Annotated in this window: 18 protein-coding genes; 13 read left to right on the top strand and 5 right to left on the bottom strand. The window is 72.4% G+C overall.

Annotated features, from left to right (window positions below; translation table 11 throughout):
- Positions 1-12 precede the first annotated feature (12 nt).
- Together ACZ6YG_RS43550 and ACZ6YG_RS43545 are read right to left on the bottom strand one after the other, a co-directional pair.
- A complete protein-coding gene (locus ACZ6YG_RS43550) occupies positions 13-2,841 on the bottom strand; it encodes an ABC transporter permease subunit (RefSeq protein WP_466021240.1) in 2,829 nt (942 codons plus the stop codon).
- A 25-nt stretch (positions 2,842-2,866) separates the two neighbouring features.
- Positions 2,867-3,679, bottom strand: a complete 813-nt coding sequence (locus tag ACZ6YG_RS43545; protein WP_466021239.1) for an ABC transporter ATP-binding protein — start codon at positions 3,677-3,679, stop codon at positions 2,867-2,869.
- A 255-nt stretch (positions 3,680-3,934) separates the two neighbouring features.
- On the opposite strand from ACZ6YG_RS43545, the gene ACZ6YG_RS43540 reads away from it, so the two are divergent.
- From ACZ6YG_RS43540 to ACZ6YG_RS43515, 6 genes are all read left to right on the top strand, one after another.
- Positions 3,935-5,131, top strand: coding sequence for an acyl-CoA dehydrogenase family protein (locus tag ACZ6YG_RS43540; RefSeq protein WP_364234263.1), 1,197 nt, complete (start codon positions 3,935-3,937; stop codon positions 5,129-5,131).
- Between the two features lie 25 nt (positions 5,132-5,156).
- Positions 5,157-6,266: an acyl-CoA dehydrogenase family protein gene (locus ACZ6YG_RS43535; RefSeq protein ID WP_466021238.1), complete on the top strand. Its 1,110-nt coding sequence runs from the start codon at positions 5,157-5,159 to the stop codon at positions 6,264-6,266.
- A 65-nt stretch (positions 6,267-6,331) separates the two neighbouring features.
- Positions 6,332-7,330, top strand: a complete 999-nt coding sequence (locus tag ACZ6YG_RS43530; RefSeq protein ID WP_466021237.1) for an NAD(P)H-dependent flavin oxidoreductase — start codon at positions 6,332-6,334, stop codon at positions 7,328-7,330.
- Positions 7,327-8,508 carry a CaiB/BaiF CoA transferase family protein gene (locus ACZ6YG_RS43525; RefSeq protein ID WP_466021236.1) on the top strand — a complete coding sequence of 394 codons (1,182 nt, stop codon included), beginning with the start codon at positions 7,327-7,329 and terminating at the stop codon, positions 8,506-8,508. Before ACZ6YG_RS43530 ends, ACZ6YG_RS43525 begins: the two co-directional genes overlap by 4 nt.
- Positions 8,508-9,737 (top strand): CaiB/BaiF CoA transferase family protein, encoded by a 1,230-nt coding sequence (locus ACZ6YG_RS43520; protein WP_466021235.1) that lies wholly within the window; start codon positions 8,508-8,510, stop codon positions 9,735-9,737. Before ACZ6YG_RS43525 ends, ACZ6YG_RS43520 begins: the two co-directional genes overlap by 1 nt.
- 26 nt (positions 9,738-9,763) lie before the next feature.
- Positions 9,764-10,528, top strand: coding sequence for an SDR family NAD(P)-dependent oxidoreductase (locus ACZ6YG_RS43515; RefSeq protein ID WP_466021234.1), 765 nt, complete (start codon positions 9,764-9,766; stop codon positions 10,526-10,528).
- Between the two features lie 6 nt (positions 10,529-10,534).
- On the opposite strand, the gene ACZ6YG_RS43510 is transcribed toward ACZ6YG_RS43515, so the two are convergent.
- From ACZ6YG_RS43510 to ACZ6YG_RS43500, 3 genes are all read right to left on the bottom strand, one after another.
- Entirely contained in the window at positions 10,535-11,092 is a 558-nt protein-coding gene (locus tag ACZ6YG_RS43510) for a TetR family transcriptional regulator (protein ID WP_148031111.1), read from the bottom strand.
- Positions 11,093-11,301: 209 nt separating this feature from the next.
- Positions 11,302-12,459, bottom strand: a complete 1,158-nt coding sequence (locus ACZ6YG_RS43505; protein ID WP_466021233.1) for a thiolase C-terminal domain-containing protein — start codon at positions 12,457-12,459, stop codon at positions 11,302-11,304.
- On the bottom strand, positions 12,456-12,863 hold the full coding sequence (locus tag ACZ6YG_RS43500) for a Zn-ribbon domain-containing OB-fold protein (RefSeq protein ID WP_364234280.1): 408 nt from the start codon (positions 12,861-12,863) through the stop codon (positions 12,456-12,458). Before ACZ6YG_RS43500 ends, ACZ6YG_RS43505 begins: the two co-directional genes overlap by 4 nt.
- 223 nt (positions 12,864-13,086) lie before the next feature.
- Here ACZ6YG_RS43500 and ACZ6YG_RS43495 point away from each other — a divergent pair, with 223 nt between their 5' ends.
- The 7 genes from ACZ6YG_RS43495 to ACZ6YG_RS43465 all read left to right on the top strand — a co-directional run bounded on the left by ACZ6YG_RS43495 (position 13,087) and on the right by ACZ6YG_RS43465 (position 23,549).
- On the top strand, positions 13,087-13,926 hold the full coding sequence (locus ACZ6YG_RS43495) for a MaoC family dehydratase (protein WP_466021232.1): 840 nt from the start codon (positions 13,087-13,089) through the stop codon (positions 13,924-13,926).
- Positions 13,927-14,021: 95 nt separating this feature from the next.
- Positions 14,022-14,939 carry an SDR family NAD(P)-dependent oxidoreductase gene (locus ACZ6YG_RS43490; RefSeq protein ID WP_466021231.1) on the top strand — a complete coding sequence of 306 codons (918 nt, stop codon included), beginning with the start codon at positions 14,022-14,024 and terminating at the stop codon, positions 14,937-14,939.
- A gap of 160 nt (positions 14,940-15,099) precedes the next feature.
- A complete protein-coding gene (locus ACZ6YG_RS43485; RefSeq protein WP_364234285.1) occupies positions 15,100-16,668 on the top strand; it encodes an AMP-binding protein in 1,569 nt (522 codons plus the stop codon).
- The gene (locus tag ACZ6YG_RS43480) at positions 16,665-17,702 is read left to right on the top strand and encodes a TIGR03617 family F420-dependent LLM class oxidoreductase (RefSeq protein ID WP_466021230.1); all 1,038 of its coding nucleotides are present in this window, start codon (positions 16,665-16,667) and stop codon (positions 17,700-17,702) included. Before ACZ6YG_RS43485 ends, ACZ6YG_RS43480 begins: the two co-directional genes overlap by 4 nt.
- 26 nt (positions 17,703-17,728) lie before the next feature.
- Positions 17,729-18,508: an enoyl-CoA hydratase/isomerase family protein gene (locus tag ACZ6YG_RS43475; RefSeq protein WP_466021229.1), complete on the top strand. Its 780-nt coding sequence runs from the start codon at positions 17,729-17,731 to the stop codon at positions 18,506-18,508.
- A 90-nt stretch (positions 18,509-18,598) separates the two neighbouring features.
- Positions 18,599-21,166: an ATP-dependent Clp protease ATP-binding subunit gene (locus ACZ6YG_RS43470; protein ID WP_466021228.1), complete on the top strand. Its 2,568-nt coding sequence runs from the start codon at positions 18,599-18,601 to the stop codon at positions 21,164-21,166.
- A 118-nt stretch (positions 21,167-21,284) separates the two neighbouring features.
- A complete protein-coding gene (locus tag ACZ6YG_RS43465; protein WP_466021227.1) occupies positions 21,285-23,549 on the top strand; it encodes a hypothetical protein in 2,265 nt (754 codons plus the stop codon).
- Positions 23,550-23,770: the final 221 nt, after the last annotated feature.

The following is a 23,770-nucleotide window of genomic DNA, read 5'->3' as shown; positions in this document are numbered from 1 at the left end:
CCCATGGGGGCGTCAGTGCACGACGGCCGACATGCCGAGATAGGCGGCGGCGACCTGCTGCTCGTCGACCTCCGACCGGTCGTTCACCCAGCGGAGGTGGCCGGTCTGGAGCGCGCCGACCTGGTCGGCGACGGTGAGGACGTCCCGCGCCTTCTCCTCGACGAGCACCACGGTGGTGCCCTCCCGCTGGAGGCGCTGGAAGGCGGCCATGATCTCCGCCGTGACGAGCTGCGCCAGCCCGAGCGACGGCTCGTCGCTGATGAGCAGGCGCGGCCGGCGCACGAGGAAGGGGGCCAGGCTGAGCATCTGCTGCTCGCCGCCGGACAGGTTGCCCGCCGGCTGCCCGGCCCGGCGGGCCAGCGATTCGAACTGCTCGTAGACCTTGGCCCGGTCGGCCTTGGACGGGAGCCAGATGCTCAGGTTCTCGTCGACGGTGATCGAGGGGAAGACACCCCGGGACTCGGGCACGAGCACGAGACCGCGCTCCACGCGCTCCAGCGCGCCCAGCGCCGTGATGTCCTCGCCGCCGAAGACGATCCGCCCGCCGGTCGGCGGCACCAGCCCGGCGATGGCAGAGCACAGCGTGGTCTTGCCGGACCCGTTCGCGCCCAGCAGCGCCAGAATCGTCCCCTCCCGCACGGCCAGGTCGATCCCATGCAGAACCTCGACCTCCCCGTACGCCGCCCGCACCCCATCCAACTCCAGCAGTCCGGACCCGCCACCGTTCCCGGCCGCGGTCCCAGCGGCGGCCCCAGCCGCAGCGGTCGCGGGGGCGGCGTCCGGCTCCCGCACCGTGAGGGGCGGCTCCTCCGCCGCCTCGGCCGCCACCGTCGTGCTGGCTGCGGTCGCGGTGAGTTCGGCTCGTTTGCGGTCGCGGCGGTGTCGGGCGGCCTTGGACTGTGCGGCGAGGAGGCCGTTGGGCTGGGCCGCGAGCTGGATGGCGCCGAGCCCGAAGAGCACCTGGGGGATGAGGTCGTTGCTGGTGCCGCCCCAGCTGATCGGCCCGAGGGTGAAGCCGTGGGCCATGATCCAGGGCAGCACGGCGCTGATGATGCCGGCCTCGATGGCGCCCCCGGGCTGGCGGATCCCGATGATCACGACGATCGCCAGCCACAGGAACGTGGCCTGCGGAGGGTTGGCGGTGTTGAGGATCGTGCCGTACACCGTGACGGCCAGGATGCCGCCCAGCCCCGCGACGGCGGCGGAGATGACGAAGATGAGGAGCTTGGTGACCGGCGGGGAGACGGCCGACGCCGACGCCGCCGGCTCGGCCGTACGCACCGCGATCATCGCGCGTCCCGCCGCGGAGTCGGTGAGGTTGCCGGCGATCCAGACCATCAGCAGCACGGTGAGGAAGCAGACGACCAGCAGCACCCGGTCGTCGCCGAGGTCGATCGGCCCGAACCGCGGCCTCGGGATCGACCAGCCGGCCGTGCCGTTGGAGAACCACTCCATCTTGAACAGCACGTTGGTGGCGAGCAGCGCCAGAGCCAGCGTGGCGAAGGTGAGACTGAGCCCGGACAATCGCAGCGCAGGCAGCGCGGTCAGCGCGCCGAGCGCGGCCGCCACCAGGACGCCGACCACGGCGGCCGGCACGTAGTGCCAGCCGTTGGCCAGCAGCAGGCCGACGGTGAGACCCGCCGCGGTGGCGAACGCCCCCTGGGCCAGGCTCACCATGCCGCCGAGCCCGGTGACGATGGTGAACGACAGCAGGATGATGCCCAGCGCGAGCCCGTAGATGATCAGCTGCCGCCAGATGCCGTTGGCGAAGGTCAGGGCCGGCACCAGGACGATCGCCGACTTGATGATCCACGGCAGGGCCTTCTTGAACGGCGTGAGGTCGTCGCGGTAGTCCGGGGTCGGCTTGGCCGCCGACGCGCTGGTGCCCGCCTTGCGCCGCTTGCGGTCGTACCCGAGGAAGATCAGCGCGATGAACAGCACGGCGTACGGCACCGAGGCGGTCAGGCCGTAGACCTTGGCCGCCCAGGCGCCGACGGCGCCCAGGTAGTCCTCGTTGACGTACGCCACGACCACGTTCCGCAGGGCGCCGATGAGCAGGCCGGCGAGGAAGGCCAGCGGGACCGAGCGCAGTCCCGCCACCACGGCGGCCGTCGTGGCGACGAACAGGGCCAGCGTGTAGTTGTCGTTGACGAGGCCGAACGGGCCGGGGAACGGGGCGGCGAGCACGCCCGCGATGGCGGCCACGAAGAAGCTGATCACCCACGAGAGGGTCGAGACCCGGCCGGTGTCGATGCCGCGCAGCCGCGCCAGCACCGGGCTGTCCACCGCGGTCCGCATGTGCAGGCCCAGGGAGGTGAAGCGGAGGAAGGCCCACATCGCGAGGAAGAGCAGGATGCTGGCGGCCAGGGCGACGAGCTGGTCGTTGCTCAGGACCAGCCCCTCGGCCAGCACGTGCTGCGCGGGGGGCAGCACGCCGGGCACCTGGTACACCTCGGCCACGTCCTGGAACGGGATCCCGAACAGGTCACGCAGCGCACCGCAGACCAGCAGCACGAAGGCCGGCACGACGATGAGGACGCCGACGCCCGCGACGATCTTCGTCGACTCCTCGGCGTCGGTCAGCCGGGAGAACACCAGGCGGTCCCAGGCCCAGCCCATGAGCGGGGCGAACAGCACCACGACGAACAGCAGCGTCAGCCACTTGTTCCAGCCCAGGGCGACGTGCAGCTGGTGGTAGAGGTAGGCGGAGGCGAAGGCGGTGGCCGCGTGGCCGAAGTTGAAGATGCGTGACGTCGAGTGCGACAGGACGAGCCCGATCGCGAGCAGGGCGTAGATCGCTCCCGACACCGCGCCGCTGATCGCGATGCTGAAGAACTGCACAGATACTCCTCACGTGCCTGAAGCGTCAGTTGCCGAGGTAGGCCGCGATGACCTCAGGGTTCCTGCGGATCTCGGCGGGCGTGCCGTCGGCCAGCACCGCCCCCTGGACCAGGCAGACGACGCGGTCGGCCAGGCCCATCACGAAGTCGACGTCGTGCTCCACGAGGATCACCGTCAGCTCGTGCCGCCGCACCAGCCCGAGGAGGACCTCGCGGAGCAGCTCGGTCTCCCGCTGCCCCAGCCCCGAGGTCGGCTCGTCGAGCAGCAGCAGCCTGGGCGAGTCCACGATGGCCCTGGCGAACTCCAGCAGCCGCAGCCGGCCGATCGGCAGCGTCGCCGCGCTCACGTCGCGCACGTCGGAGAGCCCGCACAGCTCGACGACCTCGTCCACCCGCTGGAGCAGGGCCTCGGTCTCGCGCCTGCGGTGCGGCAGGCCCAGCAGGTCGCCCAGCAGCCCGCGCCCTCGGGTGCGCCATTCCAGCGGTACGAGCACGTTCTGCCGGACGGTCAGCCAGCCGAACGCCTGGTGCCGCTGGAAGGTCCGGCGGATGCCGTGCCGGGAGAGCCAGGAGGCCGTCCTGGCGGTGACGTCCGCGCCGTCGAGGACGATGCGCCCTTCGGTGGGGGTGCGCAGCCCCGAGACCGAGTCCAGGAGTGTCGTCTTGCCGGCGCCGTTGGGGCCGATGAGGCCGACCACCTGGCCGCCGGGGACGTCCAGGGTGACCGCGTCGACCGCCGTGATCCCGCCGAATCGCACCGTCACGTCCGCCAGGCGGAGAACGTTCTCGCCGCCGGGGTCGCCGGGCGGGCGGGCATGGGCGGCTTGGGCAAGGTTCATGTGTGCTCACTTCCTCGGAGAGGCGCGTCTCCACCGCGAGCGCCGACCGGCGTCCTGGCAAAGAGAACCCGTTACCGTTGGAGGTAGCGTGACCAGCCGAGTACCGCTTGTCAATATCTCCGCTGCCACCAGAATCTCGGCGGCACTCTTGACAGATGCCGCCGGACGGGTGAGCCTTCGCTAAACAGAACGTGTTACCAAACGGTCGTGATGTGCCCGGCAGTCCGGCCGTCTCCATCTCCGAGAGGAACGCGGATGACGTCGATCGATGAGTTCCGTGCCAGGGCGCGAGCCTGGCTGGAGCAGCACGCCAAACCCTTCGACGAGGCGGCCGGATACGACCTGGAGGGGAGCGCCGTCCCGCTCCAGGAGTCGAAGCGGTTCCAGAAGGCCCTGTGGGAGGCCGGGTTCGCCGGCATCACCTGGCCGAAGGAGTACGGCGGGCAGGGCCTCGGCGCCGCGGAGCTGATCGCCTTCAACGAGGAGGCGGCCGACTTCGACCTGCCCACCGGGCCGTTCACCATCGGCCTCGGCATGCCCGGCCCGACGATCCTGGAGCTCGGCACGGAGGAGCAGAGGAAGCGCTACCTGCCCCCGCTGCTGCGCGGCGACGAGATCTGGTGCCAGCTCTTCTCGGAGCCCGGCGCGGGCTCGGACGTCGCCGGCCTGCAGACCACGGCCACGCGGACCGAGACCGGCTGGCTCATCAACGGCCAGAAGGTGTGGACCTCGGGCGCCCAGTACAGCGACTTCGGCACCATCATCGCCCGCACCGACCCGACGGTGGCCAAGCACCGCGGCATCACCATGTTCATCGTCGACATGCACCACCCGGGCGTCACCGTGCGGCCCCTCGTCGTGGCCACCGGGCACGCCCCGTTCAACGAGGTGTTCTTCGACGACGTCGAGGTGCCGGCGGACGCGGTCGTCGGCGAGGTCGGCGAGGGCTGGGGCGCCGCGGTGGTGATGCTCCGCAACGAGCGCGTCACCATCGGCGCCGGGGGCCGCGCCCGCTCCAACCCGCTGGGCTTCGACTCGCTCGTCGAGCTGGCCCGCGCTCGCGGCCTGGAGACCGACACCGCCGTCCGGCGCAGGCTCGCCGTCCTGTACGCCCGGGAGTCCGCGCTCGGCGCGTACGGGCGGGTGCTGCACGAGGAGACCACCGCCGGCGTCGAGATCGGCGCCCGCGGGTCCGCCGCGAAGCTCGCCGGCGCCGAGCTGGCCCTCTGGGCGGCCGACCTGGCGCAGGACATCATCGGCAGCGACATCGCGCTCGGCGGCGCCGACCTGGAGCGGGTGGTCTCGGCCATCGTGGCCGCCCCCGGCGGCGCCGTGGCGGGCGGCACCAACGAGATCCAGCGCAACATCGTCGGCGAGCGCGTGCTCGGGCTGGCGAAGGATCCCGGCGTCGACCGGAACACGCCCTTCAACCAGCTCAAGCTGTCCCGCTGACCGGGCCATCACCTCAGGAGCTCACGTGTCACTCATCTTCACCGACGACCAGAAGAGCCTCGCCGAGACGGTCAGGCGCTTCGTCGCGCAGCGCACGCCCCTGCCGAAGGTCCGCGAGGTCATCGGCGGCGACCAGGCCTACGACCAGGAGGTGTGGTCGCGGCTGGCCGGGGACCTCGGCCTGGCCGGCCTGACCATCCCGGAGGAGTACGGCGGCGCCGGCGCCACCCAGGCCGACCTGTCGGCGGCGCTGCGCGAGCTGGGCGCGGGGCTGGTGCCCTCGCCGCTGCTGGCCTGTGTGCTGACGGCCGGCGCCCTGCTCGCCCTGGACGACGAGGAGGCCAAACGGGAGGTGCTGCCGCGGATCGCCGAGGGCGCCCTCGTCGGCGCGCTCGCCGTCAGTGAGCCGGGGAACCGCCGGTGGATCCCGGGGGAGCCCGTGACCACCGCGACCGGCTCCGGCGACGCGGTCACCCTGTCCGGCACGAAGGTGGCGGTGCTGAACGGCGCGGAGGCCGGCGTCCTGCTCGTGCAGGCCCGCGGCCCGCAGGGCGTGGGCCTGTACCTCGTCGAGCGCTCGGCCGGCGGCCTCACCGTGACCAAGGACGAGGTCGTGGACCCGACCCGCAGCTCGGCCACCCTGACGCTCGACGGCGCCCCGGCCCGGCTCGTCACGGGCGACGCCGTCGCCGCGCTCGACCGCGTGGCCGACCTCGCGAACCTGGCGATCGCCTCGGAGCAGTGCGGAGCCATGCTCGCGTGCCTCACCATGACCACCGAGTACGCCAAGGTCCGCTACGCGTTCGGCCAGCCCATCGGCGCCTACCAGGGCGTCAAGCACAAGCTGGCCGACATGTACAACCTGTGGGCGCTCGCCGACGCGGCGCTGCGGGAGGCGACGCGGGCGGCCGACGAGGAGCCGGCGAAGCTCGGCACGGCGGCCGCGGCCGCGCGGACGCTCTCCTCTCCCGGTTACCTCACCTCGGCCAAGGAGACCATGCTCCTGCACGGCGGCATCGGCTTCACCTGGGAACACGACGCCCACTTCTTCTACAAGAACGCGATCGCCGGCAACGTGCTCGCCGGCGACGCCGACTACCAGCAGGACCGGCTCGCCGACAAGCTCGGCGTCTGACACGCGGCCACGGGCGGGCGCCCGCACGGCGCCCGCCTTCCCACGCCTCCCACCTGGGGTGAACCATGACCGCTGACCCGCAGGCCCCCGCCGACACGGACCCACGGGCGATACTCCGCCGCGCGCGGCTGCCGCTCGTCGCCGCCCCGATGCTGCTCGTCTCCGGTCCCGAACTGGTGATCGCCGCCTGCCGGGCGGGCGTCTTCGGGAGCTTCCCGACGGCGAACTGCCGTGAGGAGGGCCGGCTCGACGAGTGGCTGCGCCGCATCGGGGAAGAGTGCGCCGAGACGCCGGACGCCGCCCCCTGCGTCCCCAACCTCATCGTGCACCGCTCGAACCCCAGGCTGCGGCAGGACCTGGAGGTCATCATCCGCCACCGCCCCGCCGCGGTGATCACCTCCGTCGGTTCACCCGCCGCCGTCGCCCCCGCGCTGCGCGACGCCGGCATCCAGGTCTGGTGCGACGTGGCCACGGTCCACCACGCCCAGCGGGCCGCCGACGCGGGCGCCGACGGGCTGATCCTGCTCACCGCGGGAGCGGGCGGCCAGACCGGCAACGCCAACCCGTTCGCCTTCGTACGTGCCGTACGGGAGAGGTTCGACGGCATCATCGCGCTGTCCGGCGGGCAGGCGGACGGCGCGGCCCTGCTCGCCGCGCAGGCGCTGGGCTGCGACCTCGGCTATATGGGCACCCGCTTCATCGCCACGCGGGAGGCCCGCGCCGAGGCGCGCTACAAGGACCTCATCGTCGAGAGCGAGCTCGACGACATCCACCTGACCAACGCCCTGTCCGGCCTGGAGACCAACCTGCTGCGCCGGTCCCTGCTGGCCCAGGGGCTCGACCCCGCCGAGTTCGGCATCGGGCCGAAGCGCTTCTCCATGACGGCGCTGGAAGGCCGCGAAGGCGGAGCCCCGAAACGGTGGCGCGACATCTGGAGCGCCGGCCACTCCGTCTCGGGCGTCCGCGACGTGCCGTCCGTCGCCGAGCTGGTGGACCGGCTCGCCCGCGAGTACGGGGAAGCGGCCGAGGCGATGCTGGCCCTGGCCTCCGGGGTGCGGCGATGACCGGTCACGGCGGCAGTGAAGGCCCGCCCGGCGCGCTCGCGGGGCTGCGGGTGCTCGACCTGACCACTGAGCGCGCCTGGTTGAGCGGGCGCGTCCTGGCCGACCTCGGAGCACTCGTCACCCTGGTGGAGCCGCCCGGCGGGCATCCCGCCCGGTCCGGTCCCGCGTGGCTCGCCTTCAACCGGGGGAAGCGCTCGGTGACCCTGGACCTGTGCCGTGGCCGCGACCTGTTCCTGCGGCTGGTGGCCGGCGCCGACGTCGTGGTCGAGTCGTACGCGCCGGGAACGCTCCAGGAGCTGGGCCTCGGCCACGACGCGCTCGCGGCGGTGAACCCGCGCGTCGTGCTGGCCGGCGTCACCCCCTTCGGCCAGACCGGCCCGTACGCCCGCCACCGGGCGGCCGACCTCGTCGTCGCCGCCACCGGCGGCGCGGTGTGGCTCAGCGGCGACCCTGACCGCCCGCCGGTCCGCATCAGCTCCGACCAGTACTTCCTGCACGCCGCGGCCGAGGCCGTGGTGCACACGCTCGTGGCGGTCCGGCACGCCAGGCTCACCGGGCGGGGCCAGCACGTCGACGTGTCGGCGCAGCTGGCGACGATCCGCTCGCTCATGAACGCGGTGCCCGGCCCGTACACGGACGGCTCGGTCGTGGACCGGGCCTCCTTCGGGGAGCCGGTCCCCGGCCTGCCCTACCGCCAGCTGTACGCTTGCCGCGACGGGCACGTCCTGGCGACCGTCCCCTTCGGGCCAGGACCGGAGGGGTATCTCGCCTGGCTGCGCGACGAGGGGCACCTCACTCCCGGGCTGGAGGCTCCGGCCGACGGCGATCCCGCGTTCCCCGAGCTGCTGGCCGGCGCGCTGGCGGCGTACTTCCGCACCGAGACCAAGGCGACGCTGACCCGCAAGGCGCTGGAGCGCCGGCTCATGGTGGCTCCCGTCAACACGGTGGCCGACCTGATGGAGGACGAGCAGCTGGCCGGGCGCGACTACTTCCGCACGGTGCGCGCGGGCGGCGAGACCCTGCGCGTGCCCGGCACGTGGGCCCGCCTGTCCGCGACCCCGCTGGCGGGCGGCGGGCAGGTCGCCGAGGCCGGGGCCGACAACGAGACGGTGTGGCGGGACGAGGCCGGGCTCTCCGCCCGGGAACTGCGCCGTCACCGCGACGAAGGGGTGATCTGATGGCCGGGCCGCTCGGCGGCGTCAAGGTGTGGGACGCGTCGTGGGTGGGCGTCGGCCCGCTGACGGCGAGATACCTGGCGGAGTACGGTGCCACGGTGGTGCGCACGGAAAGCCTCCGGTCGGTGGACGTGCTGCGGATGGCGCCGCCGTTCAAGGACGGCGTGCCGGGCGTCAACCGCTCGCAGTTCTTCGCCGACTACAACGCCTCCAAGCTGGGGCTGGGGGTGAACCTGTCCACCGAAGGCGGCAAGCGGGTCGCGAACCGGCTGACGGCCTGGGCCGACGTCGTCATCGAGGCGTTCACGCCCGGCGTGATGGACCGGCTCGGGCTCGGCTACGACCGGCTGCGGCAGGTCAACCCCGCGCTGATCATGATCTCGACGTCCATGAACGGCCAGACCGGCCCGCGCCGCCACTTCGCCGGCTTCGGCACCGTGCTCGCCGCCATGAGCGGCTTCTGCGAGCTCACCGGGTGGCCCGACCGCGACCCGGGCTCCCCGTACGGCGCGTACACCGACTTCATCGCCCAGCGGTTCGCGGCCGCGGCCGTCATCGCCGCGCTGGAGCACCGCGACCGGACCGGCGAGGGACAGTACATCGACCTGTCGCAGATGGAGACGGCCCTGATGTTCCTGGCGCCGGAGCTGGTCGACCACCAGCGGACCGGGCGCGTCGCCACGCGCGACGGCAACCGGAGCCGCGGGGCCGCCCCGCACGGCGTCTTCCCGTGCCTGCCCGAGGACGGCCGCGAGCGGTGGGTCGCCATCGCGGTGACGTCCGACGCCGAGTGGGCGGCCCTGCGCCGGGCGCTGGGCGACCCCGGATGGGCGGCGGATGCCCGCCTCGGCACCCTGGCCGGGCGCAAGGAGCAGGAGGACCGGCTCGAAGCGGAGCTCGCCGCCTGGACGCGCGCCCGCACCGCCGCCGAGGTGGCCGGCGCGCTCCAGCCGGGCGTGCCGGCCGGGCCGGTGCACGACGCCCGGGGGCTCCAGGCCGACCCGCAGGTGGCGCACCGGCGCTACTTCCGGCGGCACCCGCACCCCGTCATGGGCGAGATGCCCTACGAGGGCGCCCAGGCGGAGATGTCGCTGACGCCGCACCGCGTCACCAAGGCGGCCCCGCTGCTCGGCGAGGACAACGAGAAGGTCCTCACCGCACTGCTGGGCTTCAGCCGGGCCGAGGTGGCGGAACTCGCCGCGTCGGGCACTCTGGAGCAGGTCCTCGACTGACCCACCCGCAACGGAAGGTGACCGCCATGTCCCCTCAGATCGTCGACCTCACGGGCCAGACCGCCGTCGTGACCGGCTGCTCCTCGGGCCTCGGGCGGCGGTTCGCCGTCACCCTGGCGGAGCACGGGGCCCACGTGGTCGCGGTGGCGCGGCGGGCCGACCGGCTCAAGGACCTCGCCGACGAGATCGAGGCGGCCGGCGGCTCCTGCCTGCCGCTCGGCGCCGACCTCACCGACGACGCCCAGCTCGGCGGCCTGCTCGACGCGGCCGAGGAGCGGTTCGGCACCGCCACCATCCTGGTCAACAACGCCGGCGTCCCCGACGCCCAGTACGCCACGAAGATGCCCGTGGAGCTCGTCGACCGCGTGCTGGGCACGAACCTGCGCGCGCCCTGGCTCCTGTCCTGCGACTTCGCGCGCCGGCTGATCAAGGCGGGCACCGGCGGCCGGGTGGTGAACATCTCCTCCATGGGCGCCTACGAGTACAGAGGCGGGGGAGCGGCGCTGTACTCGGTGACGAAGGCCGCCCTGTCCAGGATGACGGAGGTGCTCGCCGTCGAGTGGGCCAGGTTCCACATCAACGTCAACGCCATCGCGCCGGGGGCCTTCGCCTCGGAGATGATGGACGGCATGATGGAGCGGACCGGCGCCGACCCGACGGGCTACTTCCCCCGGGCCCGCATGGGCGACCCGCGGCAGCTCGACAGCACGCTGCTCTATCTGGTCTCGCCGCACTCCGAGTTCGTCACCGGGACGGTGGTCAAGGTCGACGACGGCCAGGGCGCGCGCTGACGCGGATCACCTGCCCGCCTCGGGCTCCGGGGCGAGCAGGCGCTTGGCGGCGAACTTCAGCCGCTCCTCGACGTACTCGGGCGTCATCTGGTCGTTGAGCCAGCCGATGACGCTGCTGTTCCAGAGCGACTCCAGCATGTGCAGCACGCGGTACTCGGCCGTCGTGGTGCGGTGTGACGGGCCCCAGGCCGCGAGCGCGAGGAGGTCGGTGAGCGCGGTCGGGTCTGACTTCTCCACCAGCGGCGAGGCGTCCTCCGGCTGCTGCCCCAGCGGCTTGGGGATGTGGTAGGCGCTGAGCGCGGCGTGTGCCCAGCCCCGGTTGTACTGCATGGCCCGGAAGGCGCGGTTGAGCACCTCAGCGGCCCGTCCCTCGGGGGTGCGCTGCCGTGGCGGGCGCCGGATGATGTCCTGCCGCAGCTCTTCGAGCTGCACCATGATGGCGGCGCTGATCAGCGCGTCCTTCGACGGGTAGTAGCGGTAGAGGGTCGACAGGGCGACGTCCGCGATGCGGGCGACCTCGCGCATCTGGACCGCTTCGTAGCCGCCTCTGGTGGCCAGGGCCATCCCGGCATCCAAAACGCGTTCCGCTCTGAAGGCCCGGGCCTCGGGCGTCCGGCCCTTCCTGCTGACACGGCCCACGAAGAGCCCCCTTTCCGGCCGGTGGAGAACGCGACGGCCACCCGCGTGGTACGGCGTCGACGGCTGAAAGCCGGAAACAAAGAGTACAGGTTATCGAGTGGGGCGGCGCCTTCCCCGGCGCCGCCCCGCCGGGCTCAGCCGCGGTGGCGGGAGAGCACGAGGCTGCCGGCCGCGGCGAAGAACATCCCGACGCCCTGCACGAAGCTGACGTCGACGTCCTGGACCTGCTCCACGGCCTCGCCCCGGAGCTGGCGCACCGCCTCCTGGATGGCGAACATGCCGTACATGCCGGTGTGGGTGTAGGACAGGCCGCCGCCGTTGGTGTTCATCGGCAGCGAGCCGCCCTTGACCGTGTTGCCCTCCGCGACGAAGTCGCCCGACTCGCCCCGGCCGACGAACCCGAGGTCCTCCAGCATGTAGAGCGGGACGTGCGCGAAGGCGTCGTAGGCCATGAGATGGTCCACGTCGGCGTGCGTGATGCCCGCGGTCCTGAACGCCTCCGCGCCCGCCTTGCGGAAGGCCGCGAACGATCCGGGGTCGGCCATCTGCGACACCAGGGGGCCCTCGGCCGCCTCTCCCGAGCCGAGGAGGTACACCGCCCGGTCGCCGCTCGGCAGGTCCTTCGCCCGCTCGGCCGAGGTGAGCACGAGCGCGCCGCCGCCGTCGGTCACCACGCAGCACATGTCCCTGGTGAACGGATACGCGATCGGCGGACCCGCCAGGACCTCCTCGACGGTGACGGGCTTGCGCCGGAAGGCGCGCGGGTTGTTCAGCGCCCACGACCTCTGCGCCACCACGACCTGGGCCAGGTGCTCGCGGGTCATGCCGCGCTCGTGCAGGAAGCGCAGCGCGGGGAGGGTGAAGGTGGAGTACGGGGCCTGGGCTCCGTACACGGTCTCGAACTGCCCGCTCGCGGAGGCCGGGTTGGGCGCCCAGGGCGCGACGCCGACGCGCGAGCGGCCGGACTCGCCGTGCGTGACGAGCACGACGTCGGCGGCGCCGGCCGCGATGGCGGCCGCGGCGTGCCGGACGTGCAGCATGAAGCTGCAGCCGCCGACGAGGGTCCCGTCGAGCCAGCGCGGCTCGATGCCGAGGTGGTGGGAGACCTCCATGGCCAGCGGCCCGGCGGTGGCCACGCCGTCCACGTCGGCGGCGGTGAGCCCCGCGTCCGCGAGGGCGTTCCTGGCCGCCTCCGCGTGCAGGCCGAGGACGGACATCTCGGGGCGGACGCCGATGCCGGTGGTCTCCGCGGCGCCGACGACGGCGATGCCGCCGCGGTGCATCGACGTCATCGGGCCACCGCCGGGGCGAACACCGGGAGCGTGTAGTCCTCGTACTCGATGAATTCGGCCTTCAGCGGCATGTCCAGCTCCAGGTTCTCGGGCTCGGGCGCGACGCCGACGATGTTCGTCATCATGCGCGGCCCCTCGGCCAGCTCCACCAGCGCCACGACGACCGGCGTCGCGGGGTCGAAGGGCGGGAACGGCCGGTAGTTGATGATGTACGACACCAGCCGCGCGTCGCCGCTGACCGTCGTCCACTCCACCTCCTCCGAGCCGCACCGGGGACAGAACGGGCGGGGGTAGAAGTAGTGCCGCGAGCAGGGGGTGCAGCGCTGGACGCGCAGCTCCTTGTCCGCGGCGCCCTCCCAGAACGGGAGCGTCTCCGGGATGGGCGCGGGGGCCGGGCCGGGCATGGCGGTTCCTTTCGACGGCGCGGGACGACGGTCGGCGGGCCGAGCCCGGCCGAGTTAAAGACAACATGTTCTGCTTATAGCAGGGTTGAAGCCAGAGTGGCCCTTGTCAAGGGGGTACGGACTCTTGTTCTGTTTGCCGTAACGTGTTCTACTTGTCGTCAGTTGTGGGACCTGGACGGATCCCGTGGTCATGTCCGCCGAGCGTTCGCGGGGAATGAGGATCATGCCAATCGACGCATCTCTGGTCGGCCGCAAGAGCGAGCCCCTCACGAGGTCCTGGACGCCCGCCGACGCGCTGCTCTACGCGATCGCCGTCGGCGCCGGCCAGGAGGACCCGCTGACCGAGCTGGAGTTCACCACCGAGAACACCGAGGGCAAGCCGCAGCGGGTCCTGCCGACCTTCTGCAACGTGGCGATGGGCGGCGGCATGTCCCTGCCTGACGACCTCGACCTCACCAGGATGCTCCACGCCGAGCAGGCCTTCGAGCTGCTGGGCACGGTCCCGGCCGCGGGCGAGGTCGAGGCGACGGGCGAGATCGTCGGCGTCTACGACAAGGGATCCGGCGCCATCGTCGCCAGTGAGACGCTCGCCCGCGACTCCGCCGGCCAACCGCTCGCCAGGATCCGTACCTCGCTCTTCTTCCGCGGGTACGGCGGCTTCGGCGGCGAGCGGGGGCCGGGCACGTCGTGGGAGCTGCCGACCGGCGCCCCCGACCACGTCGTGACCTACGCGACCCGGCCCGATCAGGCGCTCCTCTACCGGCTGACCGGCGACCGGAACCCGCTGCACACCGACCCGTCCTTCAGCGGCAGGGGCGGCTTCCCGAGGCCGATCCTGCACGGCATGTGCACCTACGGCTTCACCGGCCGCGCGCTGCTGCACGCCGCCGCCGGATCCGACCCCGGGCGCTTTCGCGCCATGTCCGGCCGTTTCACCAAGCCGATACTCCCCGGGCAGACGATCACGGTGTCGATCTGGGCCGACGGCGCCGACGTCCGGTTCCGGACGACCGACGAGACCGGAGCCGTGGTGATCGACCACGGAACCGCGGTCATCCGCTGACCGGCTTCTTACAGGCGCGGCCCCGCCGCGCCCGTCAGAAGGCGCGGCCCCGCCGCGCGAACACCTCCATCTCCTCCACATCGGAAGGGCGTCCCATGGGATCTCTTGACGGCAGAGTCGCCATCATCACCGGTGCCGGCCGCGGCATCGGAGCCTCCATCAGCCGCGCGTTCGCCCAGCAGGGCGCGCGGCTCGTGCTCAACGACCTCGGCGCCGGCCCGGACGGCAGCGGCGGCGACGCCGGGCCCGCGCAGGACATCGCCAAGGAGGTCATCGACCTCGGCGGCGAGGCGGTCTCCGACGGCGGCGACATCGGCGACACCGCGACCGGCCGGCGTCTCGTCGAGATGGCCGTCGAGTCCTACGGGCGCCTCGACGTCGTCGTCAACGTCGCCGGCATCCTCCGCGACAAAATGATCTTCAACCTGCCCGAGGAGGACTGGGACGAGGTCATCCGGGTGCACCTGCGCGGTCACTTCAGCACGATCAAGCCCGCCGCCGCCTACTGGCGCCAGCAGCGCAACCCCGACGGGCACTACCGCATCATCAACTTCACCTCCGACTCCGCCCTCCAGGGCTCCCCGGGCCAGCCCAACTACGCCGCCGCGAAGATGGGCATCATCGGCCTGACCGCCTCCCTCGCCAACGGCCTGGCCCGGTACGGCGTGACGGCGAACGCGATCGCCCCCGGCGCGGCCACCCGCCTGACCGCCACGGTCCCCGACGACAAGAAGCTCGGCGAGGACCCCGGCGAGGAGCAGCTCATGTCGCCGGACAACATCGCGCCGATCGTCACCTACCTCGCCGGCACCGAGTCCGACTGGCTGTCGGGCCGCACCATCGGCGCGGCCGGCCACGAGGTCCGGCTGTGGAACAACCCCGAGGTCGTCGAGACCATCAGCTCCGACGGGCCGTGGGACCTGCAGGACCTCGCCGCCAAGCTCACCACGTCGTTCCGGCCCAAGGCGGACGGCCTGCACCCGTCGATCTTCATGGGGCAGCTTCCCAAGTGAGGGCCGCGTCCAGGTGAAGCGGCCGGGCGGCCGCTCACCGGGACGCACCGGCCGGGCGGGCCGCGATCCCGCCCGGCCGCCACCGCACGGGGGCCCGGGGGGCACGGGGCCACGGGGGGGATCGTCTAGCTACGTCACGCCGACAGGAGAGAGACGCACCATGTCCTCTGCCACTCACTCGACCACGGCACCCACCGGCTTCTACGAGATCGCCGCCGCCGACCCCGGCCGGCCCGCCATCATCGACCCCGACGGATCGACGATCACCTGTGGCGACCTGCTGGCGCGGGTCAACCGCGTCTCGCGCGCGCTGCGCTCCCACGGCCTGTCGGCCGGTGACAGCGTGGCGGTGGCGGTGCACAACGGCCACGAGTATCTGGAGCTGATGCTGGCCACCGGGCAGGTCGGCATGTTCCTCGTCCCGGTCAACTGGCGGCTGACCCCTGCGGAGATGCTCTACATCATCAAGGACTCCGGAGCCAGGGTCGTCGTCGCCGACGTCGAGCAGGCCCGTACGCTGCCGGAGGAGTCGCTGCCCGAGCACCGGTTCGTGATCGGCGGGCAGGCGGCCGGCTGGCGCCCGTACCCCGAGCTGGGCGAGGGCGAGCCGTCCGACGCGCCGCCGGACCGCCGGTTCGGCGGCACCATGGGCTACACCTCCGGCACCACCGGCAACCCCAAGGGCGTGCGGTCCCTCCTCTACCCCGACTCCGAGCCGGAGCCGGTCATCAGCGCCCTGTACGGGGGACTCGCCGCCCGCTACGAGGTCACCCTGGACAAGGGCGTGCACCTGGTGTGCTCGCCGATCTACCACGCCGCCCCGACCGGGCACGCCTACGCGTTCCTCCAGCTCGGGCACACCGTGGTGATCCAGGGCAAGTTCGACGCCGAGGGCGTGCTGGAGGCGATCGAGCGGCACCGGGTGACCAGCGTGCACATGGTCCCCACCCACTTCAACCGGATGCTGCGGCTGCCGGAGGAGGTCCGGGCCAGGTACGACCTGTCCAGCCTGGAAGCGGTGATCCACGCGGGCGCGCCGTGCCCGGTGCCGATCAAGCAGCGGATGCTCGACTGGCTGGGGCCGGTGGTGTGGGAGTACCTCGCCTCGACCGAGGGCGGCGTCTCCCTGGTGAGCCCGCGGGAGTGGCTGCGCAAGCCCGGCACCGTGGGACGCCCGACGCCGAACACCATCGTCAAGATCCTCGGCGAGGACGGCGAGGAGGTGCCGGCCGGGACGGCGGGCACGATCTACTTCGGCATCCCCGGCCGCGAGGCGCTCTTCGAGTACAACAACGACCCGGCCAAGACCGCCGCCAGCCGGAAGGGAGGGCTCGCCACCGTCGGCGACTACGGCTACTTCGACGAGGACGGCTACGTGTTCCTGCTCGACCGGCGCACCGACCTCATCATCTCCGGCGGCGTCAACATCTACCCGGCGGAGATCGAGCAGGCCCTGATCACGCATCCCGCCGTCGCCGACGTCGCCGTCATCGGGGTCCCCGACCCGGACTGGGGCCAGAACGTGCTGGCCGTCGTCCAGCCGGCCGAGGACGCGGTCCCCGGCGACGAGCTCGCCGCCGCGCTGCGCGCCCACTGCGCCGAGCGCCTGGCCTCGTTCAAGATCCCCCGGCGTTTCGAGTTCCGGGCCGACTTCCCCCGGACGGAGACCGGCAAGCTGCAGCGCCGCAAGCTCCGCGACCACTACGCGGGTGAGGGGGAGAAGCCGTGAAGACCGGCGTGCACGCCTTCGAGGCCGGCATAGCCGACGTCGCCGCCTGCGCCGCGTGGGCCGAGGAGGCCGGCTACGACGTCGTGGCCAGCGCCGAGGTCGACCACGACCCGTTCCTGCCGCTGGCGCTGGCCGCCCGTGACACCAGCCGGGTGCGGCTGGCGACCACGATCGCGGTGGCCTTCGCCCGCACGCCGATGACGATGGCGTACGTCGCCAACGACCTGCAGGCGCTCTCCGGAGGCAGGTTCGTCCTCGGCCTCGGTACCCAGACCAAGCCCCACGTCACCCGCCGGTTCGGCATGCCGTGGGGCCGGCCGGCGGCGCGGATGCGCGAGTACATCACCGCCCTGCGCGCGATCTGGGACGACTGGAACACCGGCCGCCCGGTCCGGCACGAAGGGGAGCACTACCGGCACACGCTGATGACGGCGACCTTCCGCCCGGCGCCGCACGGCCACGGCAACCCGCCGATCCACCTGGCCGCGGTCGGGCCGCTCATGACGCGGCTGGCCGGAGAGGTGGCCGACGGGCTGATCCCGCACGGCTTCAGCACCGAGCGCTACTTCCGCGAGGTGACCCTCCCGGCCCTGGAGGAGGGACTGGCGCGGGCCGGCCGCGACCGCTCCGAGGTGACCGTCCACTGCCCGGGGTTCGTGCACGTCCACGCCCCCGGCGACGACGTCGACGCGCAGCGGCGGATGCTGCGCGGGCGGGTCGCCTTCTACGGCTCCACACCGGCCTACCGCGCCGTGCTGGACCTGCACGGCTGGCAGGAGCTGCACGAGCGGCTGCACGCCCTGTCGGTCACCCCCGACGAGGACCGCTGGGACCGGATGGCCGACCTCGTCGACGACGAGGTGCTCGACACGTTCTGCGTCAGCGGCTCCCTCGCGGAGGTGACGGCGGAGGTCTCCCGCCGGTTCGGCGGGCTGGTCGACCAGGTCCACATCCAGCCGCCGGCCGGCACGCCCGCGGCGGAGATCCGCGCGGCGCTGGCGTCGCTGAAGAACCAGGCGTCCGGCGTCCGCTGACCGGCGGGAGAGAGGAACGGCATCACGTGTCCGACAACCCTGTCGTCCTGGTGGAACGTGACAGAAGCGGCATCGTCACCGTCACGCTCGACCGGCCCGACACCAAGAACAGCGTGCCGCGCGCCGGCTGGATCGAGCTCGCCGAGGTGTTCGGCGACATCGCGGGCCGGGCGGACGACCGCGTGGTGGTGCTCACCGGCGCGGGCGGCGACTTCTGTTCCGGCTCCGACCTGCGAGGCGGCGACTCCGCGGACTCGCCGCGCCGCGCGATGCGGATCGTCAACGCGGCGCTGCTCGCCGTCCGCGACCTGCCGCAGCCCACGATCGCCGCGGTCTCCGGGGTCGCGGCGGGCGGCGGCTTCAACCTGGCGCTCGCCTGCGACCTGGCGGTCGCCGAGGAGACGGCGAGGTTCTCGCAGATCTTCGCCAGGCGCGGGCTCTCCGTCGACTTCGGCGGGACCTGGTTCCTGACGCACATGCTGGGGCTCCACCGTGCCAAGGAACTCGCCTTCTTCGGCCGGATGCTCCCCGCCGCCGACGTCCACGCCCTCGGGCTGCTCAACAAGGTCGTGCCCGAGGGGGAGGCCCTGACGCAGGCGTACGAGTGGGCCCGTGAGCTGCTGGCCCTCGCGCCCCTCGCCCTGTCGCAGACCAAGGAGATGCTCAACCTCGCCGCCTCGGGAAGCTTCCACGACAGCGTCCTGCGTGAGGCGGCCGCCCAGAACATCAACGGCACCACCGAGGACACCCGCGAGGCGATCCGGGCCTTCCTGGAGAAGCGGGATCCCGTGTTCCGCAACCGGTAGCGTCGTGGGCGCCTGGGTGGGAGGTGTTGGTTACCTCCTGACGTCGGGGGTAGGCGGGCGTAACCGACGTCACCTTCGGGGGAGGGGACCATGACAACGGGTGATTTCTGGAACTACGGCCACGGCCCCATGGACGATCTCCTGGCCAGGTTCTTCGGGTACGGCCAGCCGGCGTTGCCCCGCCGTGTCGACATCGGGAGGCTGCTCAGCGAGGACGCGGTCGACCTCCTGCGCACGGCGACGGAGAAGGCGGCCGAGTGGGGCGCCGACTACGTGGACACCGAGCACATGCTGTGGGCGGCCGCCCAGGTGGACACGGCCAGGCAGTTCCTGGAGCGGGCCGGGGCCGACCCGGACGCGCTGGCCCGCCAGGTCGAGCAGGCCGTCGAGAAGCGCGAGCCCCGGCAGGATCCCATGTCGCTCGCACCGGCGGCCAAACGGGCCCTGCTGGACGCCAGGCAGGTGGCGCACGCCACCGGCGCCTCCTACATCGACCCGCATCACCTGCTGCTCGCCATGTCGGCGAACCCCCGGTCGATGGCGGGGCGGCTGCTCCGGGAGGCGCACGTCACCCCGCAGTCGTTCGTCCAGGAAGGCGCGGGCAACGGGGAGACGCTGACCGGCCAGCAGGCGCCGCCCAGCAGCACCCCGACGCTCGACCAGTACGGCCGGGACCTGACCGGCGCGGCCCGCGAGGGCGGCATCGATCCGGTGGTGGGCCGGGACCAGGAGATCCTCCGGGCGGTGGAGGTGCTGTCGAGGCGGACCAAGAACAACCCCGCGCTGATCGGCGAGCCGGGCGTCGGCAAGACGGCGGTCGTCGAAGGGCTGGCGCAGCGCATCGCGGACGGCGAGGTGCCCGAGACGCTCAAGCGCAAGCGCGTGGTCCAGCTGGATCTGGCCGGCCTGGTCGCGGGGACGAAGTTCCGCGGCGAGTTCGAGGAGCGCCTGAGCAAGGTCATGGAGGAGATCCGCGCGCACAGCGAGGAGCTCATCATCTTCATCGACGAGCTGCACACCGTCGTCGGCGCGGGCGGCGCCGAGGGCGCCATCGACGCCTCCAACATGCTCAAACCCGCCCTGGCCCGCGGCGAACTGCACGTGATCGGCGCCACCACGCTGGACGAGTACCGCAGGCACGTGGAGAAGGACGCCGCGCTCGAACGGCGCTTCCAGCCCATCCTGATCCCCGAGCCGGACGTCGCGGACACCATCGAGATCCTGCGCGGCCTGCGTGACCGGTACGAGGCCCACCACCAGGTCAAGTTCACCGACGAGGCGCTGGTGGCGGCGGCCGACCTGTCCGACCGCTACATCTCCAGCCGTTTCCTGCCCGACAAGGCGATCGACCTGATGGACGAGGCGGGCGCCCGGGTGGCCCTGCGCACCGGCACCGCCCCGACCGGCACCCGCGAGCTGGAGGAGGAGCTCGGCCACCGGCAGCGGGAGAAGGAGCAGGCGGTGACGCGCGAGGACTACGAACGCGCCCGCGAGCTCCGCGACGAGATCGCCGATCTCCAGTCCAGGATCGAGCAGACCCGCGACGGCCGCGGGAGAGTCGCCGAGGTGACCCCGGACGACATCGCCGCCGTCGTCTCCCGCGCCACCGGCATCCCGGTCGCCCAGCTCACCGAGGAGGAGCGGGACCGGCTCCTGGCCCTGGAGGAACACCTGCACCAGCGCGTCATCGGCCAGGACCAGGCGGTGGAGGCGGTCGCCGAGGCCGTGCGCCGCTCCCGCGCCGGCCTGAGCGACCCTGCCCGGCCGATCGGCTCCTTCCTGTTCCTCGGGCCCACCGGCGTGGGCAAGACCGAGCTGGCCCGGGCCCTGGCCGAAGCGCTGTTCGGCGAGCAGGACCGGATGATCCGGCTGGACATGAGCGAGTTCCAGGAACGGCACACCGTCTCACGGCTCGTGGGGGCGCCCCCCGGTTACGTGGGCTACGAGGAGGCGGGCCAGCTCACCGAGCAGGTCCGGCGCAAGCCGTACGCGGTGGTCCTGCTGGACGAGATCGAGAAGGCCCACGCGGACGTGTTCAACCTGCTGCTGCAGGTGCTGGAGGACGGGCGGCTGACCGACGGGCAGGGCCGGACGGTGGACTTCAGGAACACCGTGCTGATCATGACGTCGAACCTCGGCGCCGACCTCATCATGGCGCACGCCGGCGAGGACCCGCAGGCGCTGCGCGGCCAGCTCTCGCGGCTGCTGCAGATGCAGTTCAGGCCGGAGTTCCTCAACCGCGTCGACGAGATCATCATCTTCCGCGGCCTCGACGCCGAGCAGCTCCGCCAGATCACCGTCCTGCTGCTGGAGGAGACCCGGCGGCGGCTGCACGCGCAGAAGGTGGTCATGGAGATCGAGCCGGCGGCCGTCGACTGGCTCGCCAAGGAGGGCTACCAGCCGCAGTACGGAGCCCGGCCGCTGCGCCGCACCATCCAGCGCAAGCTCGACAACACGCTGTCGCGGCTGCTGCTGGACGGCACGCTCAAGCCGGAACAGCACGCCCACATCGGCGTCAGGAACGGCGACCTGGCCATCACCGTCCTCGACGCGGGGGCCGAGGTGGGCCCGGACACCGAGCCGCAGGTCCTGGCCAAGCCCGAGCCGCGTTCCCCCGAGGAACGCCGCGACCGGAGCGACCCCGGGCTCTATCTGTAATCGGATCGTGACGATGTGTCGCGTTAGTCCCTTCACTCCACCGATCATCACATGAGGGGGGAGTGAAGGGGGGTTCTCGGTGGGGTCGTCGGAATCGTCCACACATCTGGTCTATCTGGTGACGTACTGGCGGGAGTGGCGGGCGTGGGGGCCCGGGGGCGGCGAGGCGGACGACCGCATCATCAGGGAGCTGCTCGAGTCGAACGGGGGCGCCGAACCCGGGGTGTGGCTGGCGACGTCGCCCGACGGCCTGCTCGACCAGGTCACCTGGCGCACCGGCGACGCCGCGCTGCGGGAGCTCGACCGGGGCAACGAGAAGGTCGACCAGGCGTACCGGGAGATCGAGGCCGGTTACCTGGACGCGGCCGACAGCCTCCACTGGTACCACGTCCTGATCCACCCCGACCACGAAGTGGGGCCGTTCAAGCGGGAGGGCGGGGGCGGGAAGCCGTGGATCCTGTTCGACATCCAGTTCCGCAACCGCTGGAGCTCGCGGATGATGTTCATCGGCGTCAGCTTCTGGGTCGGCGATCCGAACTGGATCCCCGACGAGGCGCTGGGCCGCGCACCGCGGGAGACGAGCGCCCACCGGCGGCACGAATGGTTCATGCGCTGCGAGCGGCAGGCCCGCACCCACGTGAGAGCCCACTTCCGCAAGGCGAAGCAGGACATCAGGGAGTACGAGGCCCCGGAGTTCTGGATCGCGCTGGAGGACAACGGCACGGGGGACCGGCCGAGCCTGAAGAACGCGCGTGACCTGTACGAGGTGGTGCACGGAGGTGCCACGTCCGGTGGGGCGCGCAGGCGCTTCCCGCTGCGCCGGCTGCTCGGTGGCGCCGGCATCACCGAGCTGAGCAGCGCGGACGTGTGTGTGGAGCCCGCCCGGCGCGACGACCGCACGGTACGCGAATGCTACGTGGTGCTGCCCGACACGCCGCATCTCAACGGCACGGTCGTGGGGGAGCGATTACGTCCCGCGGTGGCGGGGCTTCTGACCCTGGAGGCGCTGGCCGCCTCCGGCAACGACATCCGCGAGCAGCTCCAGGTCTGGCGCGAGCACGCGATGATCTACCAGCACGCCGCCCGCACGGCCGGGGCCCTGTGGGACGGGGTGGCCACCCACCTGCCGATCCGGCGCTGGTGGCGGCTGAACCGCGCGCACCGGGCGGTGGAGCTGATCCACCTGATGCTGCTGCAGGGCATGGCGGACCTCGCCGACGTGGCCAGCCACGTCGACGAACGGGTGAGCCGGATCGAACGGCTGGAGCACCTCGCCGACGAGCGGTTCGCCGAGACGCTCGGCTGGGCGGGCCGCGGGCTGCGGGAGGCGCTGGCCGACGCCAGCCACTTCACCGAACTCAAACGGTTCGGCTCGCGGGCGCGGGACGTCGCCGACCGCGCCACCGAGCAGTACAAGAACCTGCTCGAGTCGATGGCGCACGCCTTCGACGAGCGCCGGGTCAGGGAGCTGGAGGTGCTGCAACGGGCGGGCTTCTGGCTGAGCATGACGATAGGCGCCTTCGCGGTCCTCACCTTTATGGACTTCTTCATGGAGATCGAACACAAGCAGGTCGTGGACGACCTGTTCATGGCGGACCGCCGGCTGCACGCCATGGTGTGGGGCGTCCTCGGCCTGCTGGCCGCGATCGTGCTGGGCGTGACGGCGAAGTCGCTGTGGTCGCAGCGGATGGGGTCGAGCTGGTTCCACCGGACGTTCCGGCGGCTGGAGCGCTATCTGCGCCTGTCGTCCACCCGCGAACTGGAGCTGCTGCGCGGCCGTATCACCCGCACGCGCAAGGACACGTGGAAGGGCCGCGACCAGGACCTGGCCGACCGCTTCGCGGACCTGTGGGACGAGTCGGCGCGCGCCGTCGCGGCCAACTCGTCGGCCAGGCCGCAGCCGCCGCGCGGGGCCGGGCGGTCCGGGGGGCCGTCCGGCTGGCTGGACGCGCGCTGGGTGGCCCTGCGCGGTGTGCGCTGGTCCGGCCGCGATCTGGCCACGCAGCGCCGCGACATCGAGGCGCTGATCGTGCGCACTCTCCTGCTGGCGGAGCGGACGCCGACGCTGCGCCGGTACGGGCTGGTCCGGCTGGCGCTGCTGCACCGGCACTGCGGGCGGCTGCCCGGCAACTGGTTCGGCGAGTTCGACGGGGTGTCGAGGTCGGAGCTGCGGATGGTGTTCACGACCGCCGGAGGCAGCGCGGAGATCGCGGACAAGGTCGACAAGCGGATGGCGGAACGGATCGCCCACACCAAGGCGGTCGAGGCGGGCCGGGTCGACGACCGGGCCGCGCCCGCCGGCAAGATCAGGACCGCTCGGGAGCTGCTGGAGGCGATCGAGCAGGAACTGGTCCGGCCCGACCTGCCGGGGCTGGCCGCGTGAGCGTGGGCGCCCGCGCGCCGTCGGCGCCGGTACGGCGCCCGGCGTGCGGCGCCGGTACGCCGGTCGCTCAGGGGACGCGCCAGGTGTCGCCGGAGTCGAACAGGCGCGTGAGGTCGCCCCGGCCCTTCTGTGCGACCGCTTCGTCGAGCTGGCTGGTCATCAGGGTGTCGTAGGCCGGGCGGTCCACGCTGCGGAAGATCCCGATCGGGACGTGGTCGAAC

It is taken from the genome of Nonomuraea sp. NPDC054003 (genome assembly GCF_055585125.1).
Note: the sequence above shows the minus strand (reverse complement) of the source record. Positions and strands in the feature narration are given on the sequence as shown.

Bases quoted from the DNA above. Each gene is read 5' to 3' on its own strand.
- ACZ6YG_RS43545 (WP_466021239.1), bottom strand. From the start codon at position 3,679: ATGAACCTTGCCCAAGCCGCCCATGCCCGCCCGCCCGGCGACCCCGGC.
- ACZ6YG_RS43540 (WP_364234263.1), top strand. From the start codon at position 3,935: ATGACGTCGATCGATGAGTTCCGTGCCAGGGCGCGAGCCTGGCTGGAG.
- ACZ6YG_RS43530 (WP_466021237.1), top strand. From the start codon at position 6,332: ATGACCGCTGACCCGCAGGCCCCCGCCGACACGGACCCACGGGCGATA.
- ACZ6YG_RS43525 (WP_466021236.1), top strand. From the start codon at position 7,327: ATGACCGGTCACGGCGGCAGTGAAGGCCCGCCCGGCGCGCTCGCGGGG.
- ACZ6YG_RS43520 (WP_466021235.1), top strand. From the start codon at position 8,508: ATGGCCGGGCCGCTCGGCGGCGTCAAGGTGTGGGACGCGTCGTGGGTG.
- ACZ6YG_RS43515 (WP_466021234.1), top strand. From the start codon at position 9,764: ATGTCCCCTCAGATCGTCGACCTCACGGGCCAGACCGCCGTCGTGACC.
- ACZ6YG_RS43510 (WP_148031111.1), bottom strand. From the start codon at position 11,092: ATGGCCCTGGCCACCAGAGGCGGCTACGAAGCGGTCCAGATGCGCGAG.
- ACZ6YG_RS43505 (WP_466021233.1), bottom strand. From the start codon at position 12,459: ATGACGTCGATGCACCGCGGCGGCATCGCCGTCGTCGGCGCCGCGGAG.
- ACZ6YG_RS43500 (WP_364234280.1), bottom strand. From the start codon at position 12,863: ATGCCCGGCCCGGCCCCCGCGCCCATCCCGGAGACGCTCCCGTTCTGG.
- ACZ6YG_RS43495 (WP_466021232.1), top strand. From the start codon at position 13,087: ATGCCAATCGACGCATCTCTGGTCGGCCGCAAGAGCGAGCCCCTCACG.
- ACZ6YG_RS43490 (WP_466021231.1), top strand. From the start codon at position 14,022: ATGGGATCTCTTGACGGCAGAGTCGCCATCATCACCGGTGCCGGCCGC.
- ACZ6YG_RS43485 (WP_364234285.1), top strand. From the start codon at position 15,100: ATGTCCTCTGCCACTCACTCGACCACGGCACCCACCGGCTTCTACGAG.
- ACZ6YG_RS43470 (WP_466021228.1), top strand. From the start codon at position 18,599: ATGACAACGGGTGATTTCTGGAACTACGGCCACGGCCCCATGGACGAT.